At 44.9% G+C, this 19,571-nt stretch carries 21 protein-coding genes and 2 pseudogenes; 7 read left to right on the top strand and 16 right to left on the bottom strand.

Annotation, left to right across the window (positions count from 1 at the left end; translation table 11 throughout):
• The first annotated feature begins 36 nt into the window (after nt 1–36).
• The 3 genes from DYD62_RS06590 (at nt 37) to DYD62_RS06580 (ending at nt 2,796) form a co-directional block, all read left to right on the top strand.
• Nucleotides 37–888, top strand: a complete 852-nt coding sequence (locus DYD62_RS06590) for a helix-turn-helix transcriptional regulator (RefSeq protein WP_165928677.1) — start codon at nt 37–39, stop codon at nt 886–888.
• Nucleotides 889–956: 68 nt separating this feature from the next.
• Nucleotides 957–1,868, top strand: coding sequence for a 5'-nucleotidase (locus DYD62_RS06585; protein WP_115226608.1), 912 nt, complete (start codon nt 957–959; stop codon nt 1,866–1,868).
• Nucleotides 1,869–1,998: 130 nt separating this feature from the next.
• Nucleotides 1,999–2,796: a head GIN domain-containing protein gene (locus tag DYD62_RS06580; protein ID WP_165928676.1), complete on the top strand. Its 798-nt coding sequence runs from the start codon at nt 1,999–2,001 to the stop codon at nt 2,794–2,796.
• Between the two features lie 47 nt (nt 2,797–2,843).
• Here DYD62_RS06580 and DYD62_RS06575 read toward each other — a convergent pair whose 3' ends face one another.
• Nucleotides 2,844–4,727 carry a methyl-accepting chemotaxis protein gene (locus tag DYD62_RS06575; protein WP_115226606.1) on the bottom strand — a complete coding sequence of 628 codons (1,884 nt, stop codon included), beginning with the start codon at nt 4,725–4,727 and terminating at the stop codon, nt 2,844–2,846.
• A 295-nt stretch (nt 4,728–5,022) separates the two neighbouring features.
• On the opposite strand from DYD62_RS06575, the gene DYD62_RS06570 reads away from it, so the two are divergent.
• A complete protein-coding gene (locus DYD62_RS06570) occupies nt 5,023–5,880 on the top strand; it encodes an EamA family transporter (RefSeq protein ID WP_115226605.1) in 858 nt (285 codons plus the stop codon).
• A gap of 184 nt (nt 5,881–6,064) precedes the next feature.
• Here the strand turns inward: DYD62_RS06570 and DYD62_RS06565 are convergent, their stop codons facing one another.
• From DYD62_RS06565 to def, 3 genes are read right to left on the bottom strand one after another with little or no spacing between them, the layout of a single operon-like run.
• Entirely contained in the window at nt 6,065–6,436 is a 372-nt protein-coding gene (locus DYD62_RS06565; RefSeq protein WP_115226604.1) for a VOC family protein, read from the bottom strand.
• A 54-nt stretch (nt 6,437–6,490) separates the two neighbouring features.
• The gene (locus tag DYD62_RS06560; RefSeq protein ID WP_132038671.1) at nt 6,491–7,621 is read right to left on the bottom strand and encodes a hypothetical protein; all 1,131 of its coding nucleotides are present in this window, start codon (nt 7,619–7,621) and stop codon (nt 6,491–6,493) included.
• Nucleotides 7,622–7,650: 29 nt separating this feature from the next.
• Nucleotides 7,651–8,175 carry a peptide deformylase gene (gene def, locus DYD62_RS06555; protein WP_115226602.1) on the bottom strand — a complete coding sequence of 175 codons (525 nt, stop codon included), beginning with the start codon at nt 8,173–8,175 and terminating at the stop codon, nt 7,651–7,653.
• Between the two features lie 197 nt (nt 8,176–8,372).
• Here def and DYD62_RS23985 point away from each other — a divergent pair.
• Both DYD62_RS23985 and DYD62_RS24530 read left to right on the top strand, forming a co-directional pair.
• Nucleotides 8,373–8,701, top strand: a pseudogene (locus DYD62_RS23985) (transposase); the annotation flags it as partial.
• A gap of 61 nt (nt 8,702–8,762) precedes the next feature.
• A complete protein-coding gene (locus DYD62_RS24530) occupies nt 8,763–8,870 on the top strand; it encodes an integrase core domain-containing protein (RefSeq protein ID WP_233702880.1) in 108 nt (35 codons plus the stop codon).
• Between the two features lie 306 nt (nt 8,871–9,176).
• Here DYD62_RS24530 and DYD62_RS06545 read toward each other — a convergent pair whose 3' ends face one another.
• The 12 genes and pseudogenes from DYD62_RS06545 to DYD62_RS06495 all read right to left on the bottom strand — a co-directional run bounded on the left by DYD62_RS06545 (nt 9,177) and on the right by DYD62_RS06495 (nt 17,182).
• On the bottom strand, nt 9,177–10,346 hold the full coding sequence (locus tag DYD62_RS06545) for an anthrax toxin-like adenylyl cyclase domain-containing protein (RefSeq protein ID WP_115226601.1): 1,170 nt from the start codon (nt 10,344–10,346) through the stop codon (nt 9,177–9,179).
• 69 nt (nt 10,347–10,415) lie between these two features.
• Nucleotides 10,416–10,556: pseudogene (locus DYD62_RS06540) on the bottom strand (IS3 family transposase); the annotation flags it as partial.
• A gap of 100 nt (nt 10,557–10,656) precedes the next feature.
• On the bottom strand, nt 10,657–11,118 hold the full coding sequence (locus DYD62_RS06535; protein WP_115226600.1) for a hypothetical protein: 462 nt from the start codon (nt 11,116–11,118) through the stop codon (nt 10,657–10,659).
• A gap of 2 nt (nt 11,119–11,120) precedes the next feature.
• Nucleotides 11,121–11,822 (bottom strand): hypothetical protein, encoded by a 702-nt coding sequence (locus DYD62_RS06530; protein ID WP_132038670.1) that lies wholly within the window; start codon nt 11,820–11,822, stop codon nt 11,121–11,123.
• Complete coding sequence (locus DYD62_RS24405; RefSeq protein WP_373280368.1) at nt 11,779–12,276, bottom strand: OrgA/MxiK family T3SS sorting platform protein; 498 nt, start codon at nt 12,274–12,276, stop codon at nt 11,779–11,781. Before DYD62_RS24405 ends, DYD62_RS06530 begins: the two co-directional genes overlap by 44 nt.
• Before the next feature lie 76 nt (nt 12,277–12,352).
• Nucleotides 12,353–13,075: an EscJ/YscJ/HrcJ family type III secretion inner membrane ring protein gene (locus tag DYD62_RS06520; RefSeq protein WP_207916563.1), complete on the bottom strand. Its 723-nt coding sequence runs from the start codon at nt 13,073–13,075 to the stop codon at nt 12,353–12,355.
• Nucleotides 13,072–13,380 carry a type III secretion system inner rod subunit SctI gene (gene sctI, locus DYD62_RS06515; RefSeq protein ID WP_115226596.1) on the bottom strand — a complete coding sequence of 103 codons (309 nt, stop codon included), beginning with the start codon at nt 13,378–13,380 and terminating at the stop codon, nt 13,072–13,074. The genes DYD62_RS06520 and sctI overlap by 4 nt, the downstream gene beginning before the upstream one ends.
• A 48-nt stretch (nt 13,381–13,428) precedes the next feature.
• Nucleotides 13,429–13,710 (bottom strand): type III secretion system needle complex protein, encoded by a 282-nt coding sequence (locus tag DYD62_RS06510; RefSeq protein ID WP_276527786.1) that lies wholly within the window; start codon nt 13,708–13,710, stop codon nt 13,429–13,431.
• Nucleotides 13,711–13,720: 10 nt separating this feature from the next.
• Nucleotides 13,721–14,902, bottom strand: coding sequence for a PrgH/EprH family type III secretion apparatus protein (locus DYD62_RS06505; protein ID WP_165928675.1), 1,182 nt, complete (start codon nt 14,900–14,902; stop codon nt 13,721–13,723).
• A 102-nt stretch (nt 14,903–15,004) separates the two neighbouring features.
• Nucleotides 15,005–15,508, bottom strand: coding sequence for a type III secretion system invasion protein IagB (gene iagB, locus DYD62_RS06500; RefSeq protein ID WP_115226594.1), 504 nt, complete (start codon nt 15,506–15,508; stop codon nt 15,005–15,007).
• A 1-nt stretch (nt 15,509) separates the two neighbouring features.
• Nucleotides 15,510–15,743, bottom strand: a complete 234-nt coding sequence (locus tag DYD62_RS23420) for a hypothetical protein (protein WP_147288265.1) — start codon at nt 15,741–15,743, stop codon at nt 15,510–15,512.
• On the bottom strand, nt 15,713–17,182 hold the full coding sequence (locus tag DYD62_RS06495; RefSeq protein ID WP_172476482.1) for a winged helix-turn-helix domain-containing protein: 1,470 nt from the start codon (nt 17,180–17,182) through the stop codon (nt 15,713–15,715). The genes DYD62_RS23420 and DYD62_RS06495 overlap by 31 nt, the downstream gene beginning before the upstream one ends.
• 1,934 nt (nt 17,183–19,116) lie before the next feature.
• Between DYD62_RS06495 and DYD62_RS06490 the strand changes: the two genes are divergently transcribed.
• Nucleotides 19,117–19,503: a hypothetical protein gene (locus DYD62_RS06490; protein WP_115226592.1), complete on the top strand. Its 387-nt coding sequence runs from the start codon at nt 19,117–19,119 to the stop codon at nt 19,501–19,503.
• Nucleotides 19,504–19,571 lie beyond the last annotated feature (68 nt).

Genomic DNA, 19,571 nt, shown 5'->3' with positions numbered 1-19,571 from the left:
TTCTACAATCAGCTCATTTCTTATCAGAGCAACAAGATGTTAATCAGAGAATGGGTGGGAAACACTCAGGGGCAAGGCTGGCAGTATCTTTACTCTAAAGCTCAGCTCTGCCCGTTTCAGTGGCACTATCATCCTGAATTCGAGCTGACCTTTACCCGGCATGCCCGTGGCACACGCTATATCGGCAGCGATGCCAGCCCGTTTACTGAGCTTGATTTAGCCCTCGTTGCCCCAAACCAGCCGCATACTTGGCATTCGGCACCAGAAGGCGATTTAAAAGAAGTACAAGTGGCTTACTTTACGCTGGATTGGTTACAAACCTTAGCCAGCCAGGGCGCACCCGAGCTGGTACCGCTTTGCCATTGGCTGGGGCAAATTCGTATGGGGGTGATTTTTGGTCAGACCATCAGCGCCACGCTGGCACCACGCTTTGTGCAACTCCATGAGCTGCGCGGCTTAGCACGGCTGGCCTGCCTGCTGGAAATTTTATCCTGCTTACAACAAGACCCAGAGCAGCGGCTATTACAAGGCGAGCCTCACAGCGGGGTGCAAGACCGGCGCTTAAATGCCGCATTGGGCTATTTGCAAACGCATTTTACCCGGCAAGTCACGCTCAAAGATTTAGCCCTTGCTGCCAACACCAGCACAGCCACCATCAAGCGCCTTTTTGCGGAGCAAATGAAAACCAGCTTTAGCGCCCTGCTGGCCCAAATACGCATCAGCCACGCCTGCCAGATTTTACTCAGCAGCGGGCAATCGATTCCTGCTTTAGCAGAAGACTGTGGCTTTCCCAGCCTTAGCCAGTTTTACCGAAAATTTACCGAGCTGAAAGGCCAGACACCCGCCCGTTACCGTAAACAATATCGCCTGCCCAAGGCTCATGCCTAACTTGCAAATAACGATCTCTGCACTTACATTGCTTCCTGACCTCATCAGCTCACCCAAAAAGAAACCCCATGCCTGCATCTCTGGACGGCCAATTAGTTATTGCTATTTCATCCCGCGCGCTCTTTGATTTTGAAGCCGAAAATCTCATTTTTGATCAGGCCGACGATCAACCATATATGGCCCTGCAACTGGATAAAATCGACGAGCCTGCAGCACCCGGCATGGCCTATTCTCTGGTCAAAAAGCTACTGGCCTTTAACAGCCCTGAACAACAGCGGGTAGAAGTAGTGATTCTTTCGCGTAATGATCCGGTCAGCGGGCTGCGGGTATTTAAATCCTGCTATACCCATGGCCTGCCCTTACTGCGTGGTGTGTTTACCCGCGGGCGGCCAGCGTGGTCTTTCTTAGAGCCTTTGCAGGCCAATCTGTTTTTATCTGCTGACGAAACCGATGTGCGCGATGCGCTGGCTGCCGATTTTGCTGCGGCACGGGTTTATCCAAAATCGGCCAGTACCGAGCAGCACCCTGATGAGATCCGCATTGCTTTTGACGGCGATGCCGTACTGTTTTCAGATGAAGCTGAGCGCGTGTACCAGCAGGATGGCTTGCACGCTTTTCAGGCGCACGAAAGCGCTAAAGTGCAGCAGCCTTTGCCACCCGGCCCGTTTAAATCCTTCCTTCAGGCCTTGCACCGCCTGCAACAGGACGCAGGCGACGCGCCAATGAAAATCCGCACAGCACTGGTTACAGCACGCAGCGCACCGGCGCATGAACGGGCGATTCGTACCCTGATGAGCTGGAATATTCAGATTGATGAAGCTTACTTTTTAGGTGGCTTAGAAAAAGGCCCATTCTTAAAAGTATTCGCGCCTGATTTATTTTTTGATGATCAAACTGGTCATTGTGATTCTGCCGCCAGCGTTGCGCCGACGGCCCATGTGGCAGCGGGTATTTCTAATGCGAGGCAAATTGCAGACTAAGCCGCTGAAACTGCAATCCATACCATGTTTTAAGCAATATATCGCATGATTGCAGCATAATATTTACGCTGAGCGCATAATTTATAACATCTAATCCACACCATTCATTCAACAAACGTAAGGAATGAAGATGAAACGCCTCAGCAGCCTGCTTTTGATCACCCTGAGCATTTTTCAATTTAATAGTGCCCATGCGTTTTCTCTGTTTAGCAAAACCCTACAGGGCTCGGGCAAGATAGAAAAACAAACCCGGGCCATTGCCACGTTTAATGCGCTGAGCAGTGAAACCACCGGCCGGGTAGAAATCATCCAGGGCAATATTGAAAGCGTGACCATTGAAAGTGACGACAATATCATTCCAGCAATTGAAACCGTGGTAGAAAATGGCACGCTTAAAATCCGCCATAAAAACATTGAATTAAACACCAAAACACTCAATATCGTTGTCCGCACCAAAAACATAAACCGGCTTAATTTAAGCGGCTCAGGCACGGTCTGGTCAAACGCTTTAATTGCTAAAAAATTAAGTATAAATGTGGGCGGCTCGGGAAAAATTCAGCTAGAAAAACTTGAAGCGCCAGATTTAAGCGTTAATATCGGCGGCTCTGGAGCAGTTGCCATTCAAGCTTTGCAAAACGATGAATCAGATGTGTCTTTAGGCGGGAGTGGTTCATTTAAAGCTGCAGGTAACAGCAATAAATTATCTGTCTCTATAGGTGGATCGGGCCATATTGATACCGCACAGCTAAAAGCCAAAGAAGTCAGCTTAAGCTTGGCAGGCTCCGGGCAAATAACTGTAGCTGCGCAAAACAGACTCAGCGCCAGCGTAGCCGGCTCAGGCAATATTCAATATTACGGCGATCCGCAAACACATCTATCCATGATGGGATCGGGTACATTAAAACGGATAGGCGCTTTTCCAATCTAAAAGAACACAAAGCGCCGCGACTTAAATCAAAGCCGCGGCGACCTGCCCTAAACTTTAAACCGATCCAATAATTGATCCTGATTGCTGACCTGATCAACCATGACCGTACATTGCCTGACCTGGCTATCTGCACCATCCGCCACCTGATGGCTGATATCACGAATATTAGTGGTGTTGCGGTTAATGACTTCTGTGGTTGAACTTTGCTCACCAGCCGCAATAGAGATTTGTAAATTCATTTTATTAATTCTGGTAATTCCCTCGCTGATTCTGCCCAGCATTTCATTTGCCGCTCCCGCCTCGGTTGCCGTCACACTGGCCGTACTGCTGCTTTGCTGCATTCTTTCTTCAGCCTGTTTCACCCCGGTACGCAGCTGATCAATCATTTCTCTGATCTCACGGGTTGATTGCTGAGTAAGCGAGGCTAATTTTCGCACCTCATCCGCAACAACCGCAAAACCACGCCCCGCTTCACCTGCGCGGGCAGCCTCAATCGCCGCGTTGAGTGCCAATAAATTAGTCTGATCAGCAATACTGGTAATCACAGATAAAATCGATTCAATATTCTGGCTTAATTTGGCTAATTCATTAATCGCCTGGCTGGTGTCATTCATTTCATCCGCAAGGCGCTGAATCGCTTCAGTTGAACGCGAAACCAGTGCCACGCCGCTCTGGGTTTCTTCATTAGCCGTCACAGCCGCCCGTGCCGCAGCCTCAGCATTACCTGCCACTTCTTCTGCCTTGGCCGACATATCCTGCATGGAAACAGCCAGCTGATCTAATTCCTGAAGCTGCACTTGCAGGCGACCGGAGGCCTGATTGGCTGCATCAGATGTAAATACCGTGCTTTCTCTGACTAAAACCGAGCTGCTTTTCACTTCACTGATCAGCGTTTGCAGTGTTTGTAAAAAGTAATTAAATTCTTTAGAAACATGGGCAATCTCATCATTGCCCACAATAGGCAGCCGATTGGTTAAATCGCCTTCACCACGATTAATTTCATGCAGCGACTGATTTAAATGATCGAGCGGTTTAAGCAATTTGCTCATTAAAATACCCAGCACCAACATACTGATCAGCACGCCTGCAATCGTGCCCAGTGCAGAGCGCCAGCTTAAGGCATTAGTTTCTGCCATTAATACATCTTCATCCAGCACCACCCCGATATACCAATCCATTCCTTTTAAATTAGTCAGTGGCGTAAATGAAACCAGTAGTTTTTTCCCTCCTCCTTTTACATTCTGAAGCGTTCTTTCTAATGCTGGGTTTGCGCCATCAAATAATTCGCTGTAGCTTTTACCATTTAAATCAGCCTTGGGGTGTGAAATAATTTTCCCCGATTTACTCAGCAAAAAAGCATAGCCCGCATGATTAAAATCCAGCGTATTTACGGCTTCAGAAACTGTTTTAAGGCTTAAATCACCGCCAAAAGCACCTTTAAACTGCCCCTTATCTGAGAGCCTTGCCACTACAGAAATCAAAATTTCCCCGGTACCTGCATCGGCATAAGGCTCGGTCAGCACCGCTCTTGAAGCAGCCTTGGCAACGGGATACCAAGGGCGTTTTCGGGCATCCCAATTGGGTGGGTTCCAAGTTAAATCATTGGTTATCCGCTTACCTTCATTGTCTTCCAGCCCACCAAAAATTAATAAGAACTGCTCTTTTAACATGGGCATGGAAAAAGTGTGATCAATTTGCTCATTGCTGAATTTACGGTCAATATCCTGAGCCATTAAATCAATCAGCTGTAATTTGCCATTTAACCAATTCTCAATTTGCCTCGCCAGTACATTGCTCGACTCACTGATCGTAGATTCAGCTTGGCTGCGCAAAGTACTTCTGATTTGATTAATTTGGGTAACTGAAAGCAAGCTTGCAGTAAGCAACAACACGATTGCTGCCGCTAATCCCACTTTATGACTGATCTTCATCGTGATGCCTCTCCTGAAAGGGTGAGTACAAATCATCAGACTCACTAGGCAATGCCTGATGTTTACTTAATGAGTGCCGTCATTAAGCAGCATTTCATTAGCGTATGTTAATTTATAAAAACTGCCAGCTATTTTTAGCTTACACACCGCAGTACGGTATATTTTGTAAGTAAAGATTGATTGGCTTAATTAACAATTACACGAATAAACGAGTGTGAAAAAGAATGTAGGGGAATAGCGCCTGCGAGATCTTAAACAGTTAAAATCAGTCGTTTTATTAAAGAGGATAAGATTCTTGCCCTATCTCGCCTTTATTACCGTTGTCTGGGCCTTATCGTTTAATCTGATTGGTGTGTTTTTAGCGGGCCATGTAGACAGCGACTTTGCCGTACTCAGCCGCGTTGCGATTGCAGGGCTGGTTTTTCTGCCCTTTACCCGCTGGGCAGGGATCAGCACAGTACGCAAATTAGGCACCATGGCTGCAGGTGCGTTGCAATTTGGCATTACCTATTTATGCCTTTATCGCTCATTCCAATTTATCAGCGTGGCAGAAGTATTGCTATTTACTATTTTTACGCCGATTTATATCACCCTGCTCGATGATTTATTGCAAAGGCATTTTAATCCACGTGCTCTGGCTGCTGCTTTAATAGCCGTATTGGGCTCTTTAGTGATTCGCTACAATCACATTGACAGCAATGCCTTAAATGGTTTTTTATTACTGCAACTGGCCAATATCACTTTTGCCGCTGGCCAAGTGGGCTATCGCTATTTAAATAAATATTATCCAGATCAGCAGCCCCAATCAGCCAGCTTTGGCTATTTCTTTTTAGGCGCACTGCTGGTTGCCCTGCCCTCATTTTTAATCTTTGGCAACGCCAGCAAGCTTCCCCAGAATATGGAGCAATTCGCCGTATTAGCCTTTCTTGGCTTAGCGGCATCCGCGCTGGGCTTTTACTGGTGGAATAAAGGGGCATGTTTAGTGGATGCAGGTACTTTAGGCGCGATGAATAATATGCATATTCCGGTGGGATTGATGATTAATTTAATATTCTGGCATCAGGCACAGGATATTCCACGCTTAATCATTGGCGGGGCAATTATGCTCATTGCACTATTGATTAATAAATCGGCATGGCGGAAGAAACATTAATACTTCAGGGGCCGCAATCTCTTTTATCCAATCCTATTAACTTAATAATCTGTAATGCAGGGGCAGCTCTCGCAGCAAATTTTTTATACGCTGCACCTTCGTGGCTAAGGCCGCTCCTGCGGAAAAAAATACATCTTCTGACTTTGTTTAAGTTGATAGGATTAATCTTTTCCCGCCTGTAAAACTACCCACCAATATTCTGGCCAATTCTCCACAGCACGCCACTGGGGTCTGTTATTGTAAAATCAAGCATTTTCCATGGCTGCGTTTCTATATCAGACAAATGAATTTGATATTTACTCACCAGATCTTGTGCAGTTAAATGCGCATGCCATGCAGCCACGTCTTTAACCAATAAATGCATCATAAAATTCTCTGCATGATCTTTTTCATAAAAATCTTGCAGTAAAAAACTGCTGGTGCCGTACTTAAAATACGCAACGCCCTCCGCATCAAAGGCCAGAGTAAAGCCCATATCCTGATAAAACTGCTTAGATATTGCATGGTCTTTAGCAGGAATAAACGCTTTAATTTCAACTACTTCCAAAGCACTCATTGATTTAGCTTCCTTTATCTAGGATAGATGAGCAGCCTCATCTGCCAACACGTTTTACCAGCCTAATATTGCGGGTATTTGCTTGTTATTGCCCAGCCATTGCCCGACAAGCTGATTCCCTTTGATATTTAAACTCAATTTTGCCTGATCTTTCTCTGCGACCTGCTCGATCAGCTCCAGCGTTGTGCCTTTTTTCATCCCACGCAAGGCAATCACTTTACGGTATTTATCGTAAAAATAGACTCCTGAAAAAGAGCCATCACCATTAGGCATTTCAAGCCGCATCGTAATCGCCGCATTGCCTATTTTTCCATGCAAAACCTGAGCAAACAGCGAATCTGCAGGTGCTGCGGCAGCCTGTCCCAGCAAAAGAAACTTGCCATAGGGAGTAAGCAAGGCCGCTAAATCCTTGTGCAAAATCGCTAGGCTAATGTCACCCACATCGTCTAAGGCACGGTTTACATGTGCGCTACAGCGCCCTGTCGTAAATACGGCTTTATTCTGCGGCAAAGACAAACGTGCGTAAGAAAGCACATCTTGCTGAGGGCGGCTTTGTTGATTTTCTTTTTCACTCTCAAGGCAGCGCTCATTAAAATCAATTCGCTCATCGATATCAGCTAAATCATCGGCCTTCGCTTTTTTACGCTTTAACTCCGCCTGCTGCCGCTTTAAGGATTTAATTTCCTCTGAGTAGCTGCGCTTGCGCTCTGCCTGCACCTCTTTGGCCACCACGGATAAACCACTTGGAGTAAACAAATCGATGGCACTCAGTGCTCTGCCCGTTGCGGCATCAAAGCTATAGCTGCGCACATAGGCTTCGCAATAAGCGCCACAGCCTTCCGCCTCGATATCCAGCGAGAGAATACGTCCATCGTTGCGCTGCACGCTAAAATCCAAAGACGCAGTACCATCCAGCTCGCCACTGCCTTCGGTAAGAGGAAAGGTTTTTCCAGCTTTAAGCGGCGCAGCAATACCCACTAGCGATAAATACAAGGCTTCGTTAATCCGGCTTGCCACATCGCCCCCACCGAGCGCATAGGGCATCCTGATCTCACCTCCCGCCCAGCCAGAAGTATAGGCAGGAGCATCTTTTGGCATTTTCCACGTCATGGTGCGAGATTCAAGCTGCAAAGGGCCAGCAAGGGCATGGGTGCAAAATAAGAAAAAAAACAGAAGACGCATCATCCAATCCTTTTAAGCATTCAGAAAATCTGTTACTTGGCCAGCTCAGGGAACATCGTGTCGGTATAGCCAAAGCGCCGCAAATCCTTAATCCGCTGAGGATACAAAATGCCGTTTAAATGATCGCATTCATGCTGCACCACCCGCGCATGAAAACCACTGACACTGCGATCAATGACCTGCCCTTCCTCATCAAAGCCTTGATAGCGTAGCCGGGTATAACGCGGCACTTCGCCGCGTAAGCCGGGCACAGATAAGCAGCCTTCCCAGCCATCCACCATTTCATCGCTCAGCGGCGTGAGCACAGGGTTGATCAGCACCGTCATGGGTACCGCTTCGGCCTCCGGATAACGATCGCTGACATCAAAACCAAAAATAACCACCTGCAAACTCACACCAATCTGCGGCGCGGCAATCCCCACGCCGCCTGTGACCTGCATGGTGTCAAACAGATCGCTAATCAGGCTGTGTAATCCCGGCGTGCCAAACGCCTCTACTGGCGCAGCTTGCTCCAGCAAAAGCGGGTCGCCCATTTTGACAACGGTACGTATAGTCATTTTTTCTTCGCTTATTTCATTTACTCAAGATGGTTTGATTCTATCCTGAGCGGGGCGGCGATCCAAAATTTTGCAAGGCGTAAATGCAAAAAGGCCCGGAAATACCCCCACAAAACCAGCTCATTTTTAAGTAGAATTTTCTCGGAGTATTTGAGGTGTTCTACATGAAAGCCGTAGATAATTGATAACGCCAGATTATGGCGATTTTAAAGCAGGCCGAAGCTGGCTCGACCGTCCCCGATCTATGCCGCGAGCACGGTATAAGTTCTGCCTCTTTTTATAAATGGCGCGCTAAGCTTGGCGGTATGAACGTCTCGATGTTGAGGCGCATAAAAGAGCTGGAGGACGAAAAAAAGCACCTTAAAAAGATGTATATCGAGCACAAGGCAGGCATCATCAAGGAAGCCATGTCAGAAATCCTCTGAAACATCTCAGCGCCTCCAAATGGCTCATCTGTGCCGTTGAAACCAAGGCAGTTTCTGTTCGTGCGGCTTGCGCCAACTTTACAATTAGCACGATTTGCTATCACTCTATTGAGCAATAATCGATTGAATTAGCTTACATTCAGCTAGGTAATCCGAAGCAAAATGCATTCAATTGAGCGCTACATTCGCAACGTGCGTGATGAATGGCTGGCCTGCGATTATTTTGAAAGCATTGCCAAAGTGCAAGAAATGACAACGCAATGGCTTTAAACTTACAATAACGAGCGCCCACATATGTGATTGGGCGGCATCGCCCCAAAACAAAAACTGGCATTACATACCTGATCTCTACTTTTAAGTGAGCTTAAAAATAAGGGGTTTACCGGAGACGTCAATCCGGGAGTACATTGACATTTTTTATAATCGGCAGCGACGGCACTCCCGTCTTGGCAATCTGGCGACCGTGGTATTCGTGCCAGAATTCAGCAAAAGAGCCGCCAATATTTGAAGTAGGTGTGTCTACTATTATCCGGACAGGCCAAAATGAGCTGGTTTTGCAGGGGATGATCGTACTTCCTATTTTAATTTATGGTTAGCGAAACATAGCCGAGCTTCCACAAAGTTAGGTCGCAGAATGCTGTTTATCTCTGGCTCCCATAATGGATTAAGTGGCACATGAAAACCTTCAGATTTAGCCAAAACAATTATTTCTGCCAATTCTTCCTTGTTTCTGGCCAGTATCATGGCTTCTGATATTCCATTCAATTTACGTGGTAAAAATAAAGTAACAGGGTAATTAGAACTAGGATCGGCAGCTGGACTAGTTGCATCCATATTATGATGAACAACCTCTCTACCCAGTAGGCAACCCATAGCCTTATTAAGCTGCGGGATAAGTTCGCGTACCCGTTGATTGATATTTCCTAAATCTTTGTCTTCCTTTTCATAAAATAAGGCAGGAGAATTTTTTTGCGCCTGCAACTCAAGGGAAAGTGGCTTTTTATAGAAATTTGCTCTTTTAACAAAAACGCGATGACTGACATCACTAATTGGCGGAATATCCTTGGATCCATATTGTTCTAATGGTGTTGCAATTAGCATCAGGTCATAGTCAGCAGTTAATGGCAATTTGCTTTTGGGATCGCAAAGTACCATTACTGGTTCATCACGGTGCGTAATAGCCAACATGCCATTATCTTTATTGGCGCATACGCTAAATTCATATTTTTTACCACTCGGGCCAGTGGCATAAAGAGTATCACCCTGCCTTTGCAACACACCTTCATTTATCAGATATGTCAGACGTTCAGCACTAATTTCCAGGGGGCCAGATACCGCATATCCATCGTTCAGACACTCTTGCACTTTTTGATTAGAAGGTCCAATTTTATCACTCCCTTCCTGTTTACTTAATAATTGATCTACCGTGATAAAACCAGCCATAGGCCCCCATGTTGAACTTTTTCCTTTAATATGAAAATTCTTGGTAGGGTAATTTTCGTCGATCAACTGCGTTGAAATTGGCTCTACAGGCCTGAAAGCAATAATACAACCACTCTCAATAGCAACTTTTTGTATAGCAATGCAATGACGAGGAACCAAACCAGAAAGGCTTATCACCTCCTCTTTATTGGTTAACAAACTGCTGAGATTTGAAGTGACGCAAGATTCGTTATTTTGGACCTGAGTAGGCTTACTTTGTGGCGGGATGACAACTTGTTGAGGACTAATTTTGTATAAAGGCATAAATTAAAAAACCAAAAAATGGATTGTAAATATACTTTTTTTAAGTCGCTTGTTTTCGTCCACCAGCTATTTCATCCGCATCATCATCGAGACGTTCATGCCGCAAAATTTAGCGCGTCACTTATAAAATGATGCGGCGCTCATCCAGCACTCGCGGCACAGATCGGGGACGGTTGATCCGGCTGCGGCTTGCTTTAAAATCGCCAAAATCTGGCGTTATCAATTGTTCACGACCTTCATGTAGATCACCTCAAAGACTGCGAGACAATTCTGCTTAAAATGAGCGGATTTTGTAGGAGCATTCCCATGCTTACCAATCAACGTCTTCGGGTGATTTTCCTTCAGAAAATATTATTTCTTTCATCCATTCGGCCATCGTCATTTGTAAATTCCATTTGCTTATTTGAACAACTTGTAAATTGTCTCCAAGAGGTTTGAGTTCTGGGTCGCCTTTTATTCTTGACATAACTTCGCCAAGTATCTTCATCTCTTGCTCTAGCGTGTTATATGGAGATGTGTGGCTAGTGTTAAATTTATCCAGATAAGCGCAAATAGCCTTGGGATCATTAGGATTAAGAAGAAGGAGCCCTTGGTAAAAAGCTTCATCAGTCTCACTCCAAACGGGGGCTGATAGTGGCGTTGGTTTTTCTTTAGTATTTACCTGCGATATATTCTGTGCGGCCTGTAACACTCTTTCCGATAAGCTATGCACATTGGGCGAGCTGAATATATTGTTATGCGAAAATAAAATATTGCTATTAGCTGGAATCATTTTTACTCCTTTGAATTCAGCATTTGTGGTTGTGTGCTGAATTGGCTGGTAAAAATATTTTGTAAGGATTGCATGCTCGCTTGTGATAGTGAGCGGCATTCTGCTGGCATTTCATGCATGCCGTGCAATAGGCTTTGTGCAGCTTCAGCAATAAATTCGTCAGGACTAAATTGAGCAATCTGATCCGCATAGCGCATCACAAAATGGGTATCAGCGTGATATTCAATTTGGATCTTGCCTCCCCATAACTCTTGTAATGAGTTTAGTAGCTGACTATGTGCCGCTCGACGGTGGAGCGGAAGCTGCAATTGCAAGGTGCCTTGTGGCAGTGGGGTGTCTATGCCTCGTAACCATTCATCCAACAAAATAAGCAATAAATCTGGATGATCTAATGAGGCACTCAGCATAGCTCTTGCTTGCTCACCTAATTTATTATGGAAGCGAAGGAGCAAGTTTTCACTTTCATCAATATGATTTGCTACAGAGCTTGCGGCAGCAATGACGCCATCTTGATAGCCATTCATCCATGCCTGCGTGCGGATTTGTTGGGTTTCAACTTCTGCTTGCTTAAGTAGTTGTTTTGCCCGCTGGCGCGCTTCTGCAAGCAGGCTCAAAGCCTTATGCTGCCTAGTTAGCTTGTCATGGGTGAGTAATACGTCTTCATAGGCAGTGATAGGCCGGAGCGTGGGGATATCTTTGGGCATATTGAAGGGCCAAGGTAAATAAAAGGGGGTCAGCAGGGCTTGGGGGCAATTCTGTTTGAATGTTATCTACTAAGGGTGGAAAAAGCAGAGCTAGCCTCTGCTGCAAAGCAAGCGGCAGCATGCCATGCCAAGCGCATAGCTCGATGTAGCTCTGCTTGAGTAAATCGTTAAGATTGATTGCTTCCCTAGCAACACTTGCTTGTGCGGGGGTTAGATCAAGCACTGCAAATTGACGAGCCCATGCTGGCAAACGCTGTAAGCCACCTTGCCGTGCGAGTCTGGCACGTTGCCGTTGGCAACTCATTAAAAATGCTGTTTGCGGCAAATGCAGCCAATTTAGAGCGATGTGTGCAACCATACTTCCGGGTATGAGTACGGCGCATTCGGTGTTGAGCTGGAGGCGATTTATTAATATTTTATTAATAATGTTGGCCTGAGCCTCACCCCCTAGCATAGCGGGCAGATGTAAACGTGCCTCGTGCATATAAGAGAGTGGCTCATGCAAAATTAGATTTAACACCCGCTGCAAATCAGGCATTGCTTGGCCTCAGTTTACGTCGTTTCCATAGCATAAATGCTGCAGAACTAACGAAAGCAAGTAGCAGAAGTAAGCTCAAAGCGAGTGTTGTTCCTGACATGCCCTGTTGCTGTGTGGCTAAGCCTGGAGATTGGTATTGTGCCGGTGCACGTCGTGAAAGCACGACCGAAATATTGTCGTATTCCACTTCACTAAAGCTGTTTTTTAAGAACCGTTTGATGTCACTAATCATGAGCGTGGCTTCAATATCTTTGCCGTAGACGGCCAGTGCAGACAGGTGAACTGGTTTTGCGGCCCTACTTTCGCTGGTGTCCAGATCATAACTAACATGCACTCGTGCAGACAGCACACCATCCATGCTGCGTAATGATTGCTCTAGCCTTTGTTCAATGGCGGAATACAGCCGTGCTTTTTCCGCGCGTGGGGACGACACCAACGAATCAGCAGGAAACATTTTTGCAATTTCCATACGCGGGCGTGAAGGCAGATCATATATTTTTAGTATGTCTACAGCGGCAGCAAAATCACTAGGGGCTACGGTGATGCTGTAGCCCGTTTTTCCTTGATCCGCTTTATTGGCTTTGATATTGGCGCGTTGTAATACAGCAATCGCTTCATTCACTTGCTCTTGATCAAGCCCTTTCAGTAAGTCTTGTTGCTGGCAACCGGCAAGCCCGAATATCAATAGGGGGATAACGATAAGCGATTTCATCATGAGCGTAGTAAAGATTCCACGGCACTCACGGCTTTCCGGGTGAGCGTACTAATCATAGACACTTCCAAATTGTAGTTGGAGGTGCGCACTTGTAAATCGAATAGCGCTGCTGGATCGCTGAGTGCTTCGGGCTGAGACAAGCGTTGCATCACTTCATTCTTATCGATTTCTGTTGCTACAGTTCTTTGGGCATAAGCTTGTAATAAACGTTCATCCAGCGAAATGACGCCGCTTTCACTGCCGCTAATGTCATTAATTAGCGTACTCAGTGCTTGGCTGTGGTTGACGGGGCTCACAATACTCATAAATAGATCCTGTTAAAGCCAGCAGGACAGGCCTGCCAGCCGTGGTAACTAGCGGAAGTTCTGGATAATGGCCGCGTCAATATCTTTGTATACTTTGACGACGTTGGACTGTGCATTTCGGTATAGATTGTATTCAGAGAGTGCTGCTTGATACGCTGCCAGATTTTCAGGTTTACCAGGGTTTTTTTGTAGTTCCTCCAGAGCCTCCTTTAGCTTGAGGTTAAGATCTGCTACACCCTGATCAAATTGCCCTGATAAGTCAGTTAATTCGCCATTCCAATTGCCAGCGGCTCTTGGCATGATTCCGTTTGAGGGGCTTATACTCATCATGATTTCCTTGTTAAATAGGTTTAGGGAAGTACCAGTGTTGGGTTGTCATCTTGACGTAGCCCTGATTGCCATACTTGAAGGATTTACCTTTTAACCAGTCATCCTTCAGCTCAATAGCAAATTGCACATAGCGCCCATCCCATTGCTGATAGTAATCAGCAACAAAAGTACGAATGCTTTGCAATTCGCTGTCTGCAAGTGCCCCTTGAATGACAAAAGTCACACTGTCGGAGTTGTTTATGCGGGTAAATGGCGCGGCTAGCCGCTCCAAGCCATCTTGTGCTTGCTGCGCAATGGATTGATCGCTTGCACTGACAATGTCCACACTGCTGGCATAGGGAAATTCTATTTTTAACTTGCTGCTAAGCGCTCGTCGAGCTTCAGGGCTAAGTGCGCTACGCTCTTGGCTTAAGACCAGTCGTGGTTTAATTGGCTTGTCTAATATTAAGCGGTGATAGTTTAGGCTGGGTTCATTGGCAGCCAGCCAAGTCCGGATGCGTCGAGCTTCATCTTGCTGGCTAACCGCTTGAGCTTGTTTAGAAAAATCACTGCGTACAATCGCTTGTCTAGCCCAAGATGTATCGCGTTCATTGTTCGAAATGACATAGAGCTGATGGTCTCTCCCACTCAGTATTCGATAGGCACTTTTCTTATCACCAAGTACATCAGACAGACTAACAATTTGCCGCTGAGTGACATCCCAGGGGTAGAAAAATAATCCTGTACCACCAAGTAGAACAACAGCCAGAACAATGAGTAGCGGACGAAATCCTCCTTGCTTCACCAAGAGTGATTTGTCTTTGGGCGACTGTGGATTAGCTTGAAGGTAGCCTGTTACGTCTTTTGACCAGCTATCTTCTACCCGGCGAATTGCAATGGCGAGCGCACCAACGTGACTGACTGTGTTGAATAGATAAGCGATTTCTTTTACTGGCTCACCCACCGCAAGCTCATGAAGGATCAGCGTATCGTTCGGTACTTCTTTCGCCTGCACTTCAAAATTAACACCCCCATTTGTCATGGGGACAAATATTGTATTTTCAGGTAATGAAGGCAGGTGTTGCTGAGTTAGCAGCTCGTCCTCGTTGCCGACAATAAACAACGTTTTCCCTACGGGCAATTCAAACTCACAGCCACGTAAGATGCCGTTCAATAGGCGGATGACGATAATTGGGGGCATTTCTTTTTCCAAGGACTCAGTAGCCATGATAAATATTTTTAAGAAAAAATTTAGCGTCTAGCGTGCAGATTGAGGATGATATAGAGGGGACAGGGATAACATCCTGATGGAAAACTAATCAATTCTCGGTTTGCTGGTTACAGGCAAAAAGCGGGGCTGGTTTAGAGCGTTTCTATTGATCGCTTTGTTGCCAGATTGCAAGCGTTGATATCGTTGCCAGACTTGTTCGGCATAACGCATTCTCAGCACTTGGCGATTTGCCCCCATGCCTGCGTTATAAGCTCCAACGGCTTCCCATGAATAGCCATAGCGTTTCATCATGTCAGACAAAATTGAGGCCCCAATGATGATGGAGAGGCAGCTATCTTGGCGTAACTGCTTTTCATCTATGCCCATTTCTTTTAGGCGAGGTAAATGCACACTGTTAATTTGCATTAAACCAATATCATTACTGCCATTGTTATTTCGATTGCTTGCCTGTGGATTTAAGCCCGATTCTTGCTGGGCTATTGCATAGAGTAACTCTGGGGAGATACCAAAACTTTGCCCTGCACGTTCCCAGCAATCAGCCCATACCGAAGGCATACAGAGCATTAATAACAGTAAAAAGGAGCGCACTTTAGGCCACCTGCAGCGTATCGCTACATGAGTAAAGCGCACTTAGTCTAGGGTCATGTCGCCATGTAGAGAGCCATGGGCAGTTTTGCGTTGCTATTACTTGCTCTAAAGCGGTTGCTGCGTTCAGCCCATGGTGTTGTAAAACAATGGGAAGAACGGCAGATTGAATTTGGCGGCTGTCTACGTTTTCTAAAATTGTAGCGACTAACTGGCCTGCACCATACGTTTGAGCCATGAGATGAACATAACCATAATTAAGACACATCCCCCCGATTCTTCACCTGATTCACGGGCGGCTTGAGCTAGTTCCAGAGCCTGTTTGTGGTCCCCTTGCCATGACAAAATAACAGCAAGTAGGTTTTGTAGAACAGGGTGCTCTTGTGCATATTGGCAGAGCTGCGTTTTGCCTAGTGCAATGGCCGAATGAGTGTCTTTCGCCAAAAAACGTAGCCATATATTGAGAATGATTGTTGCGGCGAGTGTAGGCGCGTGGCGCATGCTTAATTCACTTGCCGTAATCGCCTCATTTAAGCGCCCACTTAACAACAAATGCCAAGCGTAATAATAGTGAACTTCAGCAGCTTCAGGAGCGAGCAAAAGGGCCTGTATAAATAAGCTATCTGCAATGGAGTAGCTCGCATTTAGGCTGCTAAGTAGTGCCAATAATGCGATCGTCAGTGGATTGTAATGATCTAGTGCAAGCGCTTTATCTACTGCGATTTGGGCTTGTTGTAGCGCGTGTTTCTGATCGAACAGCCCGAGTTGTGCTTGCGCTAAATAACATTCAGCAAGGCCACACCAAGTCATTGCGTTATCAGGATAATTACTTAAGCACTGCTTAAATAAAATTAAGGCACGTTTAAGACTCGATGGAGTGTGAAGATGCAGTTCATAACGCGCATTTAAGTAGGAGATGGTGACATCTCGTGAAACCAAGGGAGCAGCCTTATAGCCGCCCCAGTTTAGATCAGGAATATGACAAGGCAGTATGGAAGCCAATCGCCGCTGTAGCTTGCCGATGTCAAGATCAGCGCCAATGTCTATCATCTCGCGGTGAACTAATTGATGGTTATTGGCTTTTACTAGCTCAATACGCAATTGGCGTTTGTCATCGCTGATGACTGAATGCCCAGCAAGATAATAATCCGGACGAAACATTTCTATAAGCGTCATGATTTCAGCGGGGCTTTGACAATCTTGAGTTATGGCGGCGGGGAAAACAGTCAACCCGTATGGTGAATAATGTGATAGCCCTTGCACTAAAGCGTCGTGTAGTTCCTGAGTATCTACATTTGTATTGATATGAAATGGGAGCAATGCAATTGTGCATTTTCTAGATAAAGATTCAGCAAGGGTAACGCTGGCAACTGGGCGACAAAAGCGATAGCCCTTGCCATAAATAGTATCAATATAGCGATTGTTTTTATCTTCAAGAAGTGCTTTGCGCAAGGTGTGGATACACCTTGTAAGTGATTCCTCGCTGACTTCTATATTGGACCAAACGTGATCTAATAATTTGTCCTTGGGTACTAATTCACCAGCAAATTCCAATAGCATTAACAGAACTGAAAGTTCTTTGGGAGGGAGGTTAATTTGCTTTTCTTTATGTTGAAGCACGCCATTCGCTTGCAAAATGAAATCGCTAAAAATATATTGTGTATTTTTACTCGTCATCGTTTTATTTCCTTCATGCATAGGCTTTGCAAACGGACTTCCTAGGTTCGGAAGGGGTTATGCAACATGTTTTTGGGCGTTGTCGCAAAGGCGTAAAGTTGAAGCGAGTATAAGAAGTGAAAGTGAGAGTAACTATAAGAAAAATCTTATATAACCACGTGAATAGGAATCCAGTTTCTCTTTAGTGGGGGTATCTATGCGGGGGATTGCATATAAATTATAGCGATCAGCAACATTTATCTATTTGGGATAAATATGACCATCTAAAACCCATAGACAGCCCTGTTGAGTACACTTGACTCAACAGAAATCTAAGATACGTCCCCCTACCCCACAGAAGTAGCCTGTTAAATATGGCCACCTTCAATTGAGATAAAATCGTCTCTGAAGGCAAGCTTGGCCAGACATGACACCACTGCATTTTTTCGTGCGGATGCCGTTAAATGAGTGCTCAAACAGCACTTGAATGTGCCGCAAGCCGTTAAGCAATCAGCGATGCCAAACAGGCTTTAGAAAAGAGGGGCAAATTGGCACAAAAAGGCAAGCTAGCGGGGCTAGATCAACATCGTGTTCAGTCAGAGGAAGCGTAGAGCCGAGGCCAGACTCATACGAAAACAGGCGGAGATAAAATAGAGTGCGCGTTTTTAAAAAAGACCGCCGCTAACTTAGCCAAAAAATCCACGCCAAGTATGCCTTTGAATGACGAAGCACTGGTGGTATTTGCCAAGCAGTTTGAGCTGGAAAATCAAGGATAAACCCAAAACGTGGTGTCCGTTATTGACGCAGCCCTCTGTTGAGCCGCGTTATCAAATGTGCTTCGCGGTGAAAGTTATGTGCGCCGTAAAGCGCTAATTGCTTGCTAAAAAAGCAAAGCTTGGAAAATCAGGCTTTGCTTCAACCCCTAAAAAAAACACTGGAAATCCGATTCGAGCAGCGTCGAAACAATTAAACGCGACGATTCGTGCAGAGACCCCCTCTATGGGTTCGTCATGAATTGGTCCTTCTGATTATGCTTTTTGTTCACTGAATCTTTTCGTAGAAAAATGCGTTATTAGTATTGTTCAGAATAGGCTCTCTTTGAATACGATATGGCATCAAAGCCAAGTTTTCTTACCAAATCTTTTTTAGATCTCTATTGTTCACAAAACTAAAATAAATATCGCCGCCCTCACGCTGTGGCGGTAATGAGGAAACAATTGGGGCGTGGCATTGTTGCTTAGGCATACGTATGAAAGCGAGAAACAGCATTTATATGGGATTGTGCGCGTAGCAGCGAATGAATTTATGTCTGATTATTTTGGATCCTTAAGGCGATTTTCTTGGAAAAACCTTGCCAAGATGTGAGGAAATACGCTGAAATTGAATAAAAGAGATAGCTAGGTAAATATACGTAAGTAAATCAACCTACAAATCATTTGCAAATAAAAAAATATTATTTTTATTAATAAAATCTTGATGATAATCAATATATCGTGTTAGATTTGTTGTCGTTCATATCTTTAAAAACAAACAAGGGAATGTAATGTAATGAAATAAATTTTTGATGACTTGCCCATTTATTATACCTGCCAGCTCATTCTGATTTCAGAGAGAATGCACAAATGTTTTTTACTCTACAACCGATGGCAACAATTGATATTGGACTGCGATGTACGCAACAATACTAATATGCAGTTTTCTGGAATGTGGGAGCTTGTCATTCACTACTAAGAGATCTACTCCTACTATTTCAGCACTTCCGAAGTAAGCTTTTAACAACGCACAAATACTATGTCTTTTGAGTTAAATAGCACAACCTGCGGAAAATAAATTCTAAAAATGGCATAAGTTTCAAATAAAAAATATGATCACTCCCATTTTTTTACTCTGGGTTGTTGAGTATATTATTTTAATTTTAACTTAATATTTTAGCTAAAAACAGTTAGGATCACCAAATGAAAAAGATTGTTTTTTTCCTGATTTTTTCTATCTATTCAATCTGCGTTCAAGCAGAAAATACCAATGTTTTTTGCGCTGCAGCGGATGGCGATTATTGGTATTGGGCTAAAGACAAAAATGAGAATGTAGTACAGGTTTCCGGAACATGGGAACGAGCGTTACCTAGTAACGGCACCTACTTCTATTATTTCAGTATTTCTGAAGAAAGCTTTAACAACATTAGAAAGCTATGCCGACAGGGTGAACATACTCAGCCTGCAGATAATAAATACTCAAAATGGCATATTTTCCAAATCACGAAACCTGACCAATCCAATTATTTTGCCCCAGGACGTTATACGGATCTGATTGATCTAAATTCAAGCTTCCAGTTGCGTGTATAAAAAATATAGCCGCTTATTTGTAAATGAGCGGCTATATTTTAGAAAGCAAACAATGTGGCAACATTGAA

Source organism: Iodobacter fluviatilis (assembly GCF_900451195.1).
Lineage (GTDB): Bacteria > Pseudomonadota > Gammaproteobacteria > Burkholderiales > Chitinibacteraceae > Iodobacter > Iodobacter fluviatilis.
Note: the sequence above shows the minus strand (reverse complement) of the source record. Positions and strands in the feature narration are given on the sequence as shown.

Coding starts and splice junctions, on each gene's coding strand:
- DYD62_RS06590 (WP_165928677.1), top strand. CDS start 37: ATGTTAATCAGAGAATGGGTGGGAAACACTCAGGGGCAAGGCTGGCAG.
- DYD62_RS06585 (WP_115226608.1), top strand. CDS start 957: ATGCCTGCATCTCTGGACGGCCAATTAGTTATTGCTATTTCATCCCGC.
- DYD62_RS06580 (WP_165928676.1), top strand. CDS start 1,999: ATGAAACGCCTCAGCAGCCTGCTTTTGATCACCCTGAGCATTTTTCAA.
- DYD62_RS06575 (WP_115226606.1), bottom strand. CDS start 4,727: ATGAAGATCAGTCATAAAGTGGGATTAGCGGCAGCAATCGTGTTGTTG.
- DYD62_RS06565 (WP_115226604.1), bottom strand. CDS start 6,436: ATGAGTGCTTTGGAAGTAGTTGAAATTAAAGCGTTTATTCCTGCTAAA.
- DYD62_RS06560 (WP_132038671.1), bottom strand. CDS start 7,621: ATGATGCGTCTTCTGTTTTTTTTCTTATTTTGCACCCATGCCCTTGCT.
- def (WP_115226602.1), bottom strand. CDS start 8,175: ATGACTATACGTACCGTTGTCAAAATGGGCGACCCGCTTTTGCTGGAG.
- DYD62_RS24530 (WP_233702880.1), top strand. CDS start 8,763: ATGCATTCAATTGAGCGCTACATTCGCAACGTGCGTGATGAATGGCTG.
- DYD62_RS06545 (WP_115226601.1), bottom strand. CDS start 10,346: ATGCCTTTATACAAAATTAGTCCTCAACAAGTTGTCATCCCGCCACAA.
- DYD62_RS06535 (WP_115226600.1), bottom strand. CDS start 11,118: ATGATTCCAGCTAATAGCAATATTTTATTTTCGCATAACAATATATTC.
- DYD62_RS06530 (WP_132038670.1), bottom strand. CDS start 11,822: ATGCCCAAAGATATCCCCACGCTCCGGCCTATCACTGCCTATGAAGAC.
- DYD62_RS24405 (WP_373280368.1), bottom strand. CDS start 12,276: ATGCTAGGGGGTGAGGCTCAGGCCAACATTATTAATAAAATATTAATA.
- DYD62_RS06520 (WP_207916563.1), bottom strand. CDS start 13,075: ATGATGAAATCGCTTATCGTTATCCCCCTATTGATATTCGGGCTTGCC.
- sctI (WP_115226596.1), bottom strand. CDS start 13,380: ATGAGTATTGTGAGCCCCGTCAACCACAGCCAAGCACTGAGTACGCTA.
- DYD62_RS06510 (WP_276527786.1), bottom strand. CDS start 13,710: ATGATGAGTATAAGCCCCTCAAACGGAATCATGCCAAGAGCCGCTGGC.
- DYD62_RS23420 (WP_147288265.1), bottom strand. CDS start 15,743: ATGGCTCAAACGTATGGTGCAGGCCAGTTAGTCGCTACAATTTTAGAA.
- DYD62_RS06495 (WP_172476482.1), bottom strand. CDS start 17,182: ATGACGAGTAAAAATACACAATATATTTTTAGCGATTTCATTTTGCAA.
- DYD62_RS06490 (WP_115226592.1), top strand. CDS start 19,117: ATGAAAAAGATTGTTTTTTTCCTGATTTTTTCTATCTATTCAATCTGC.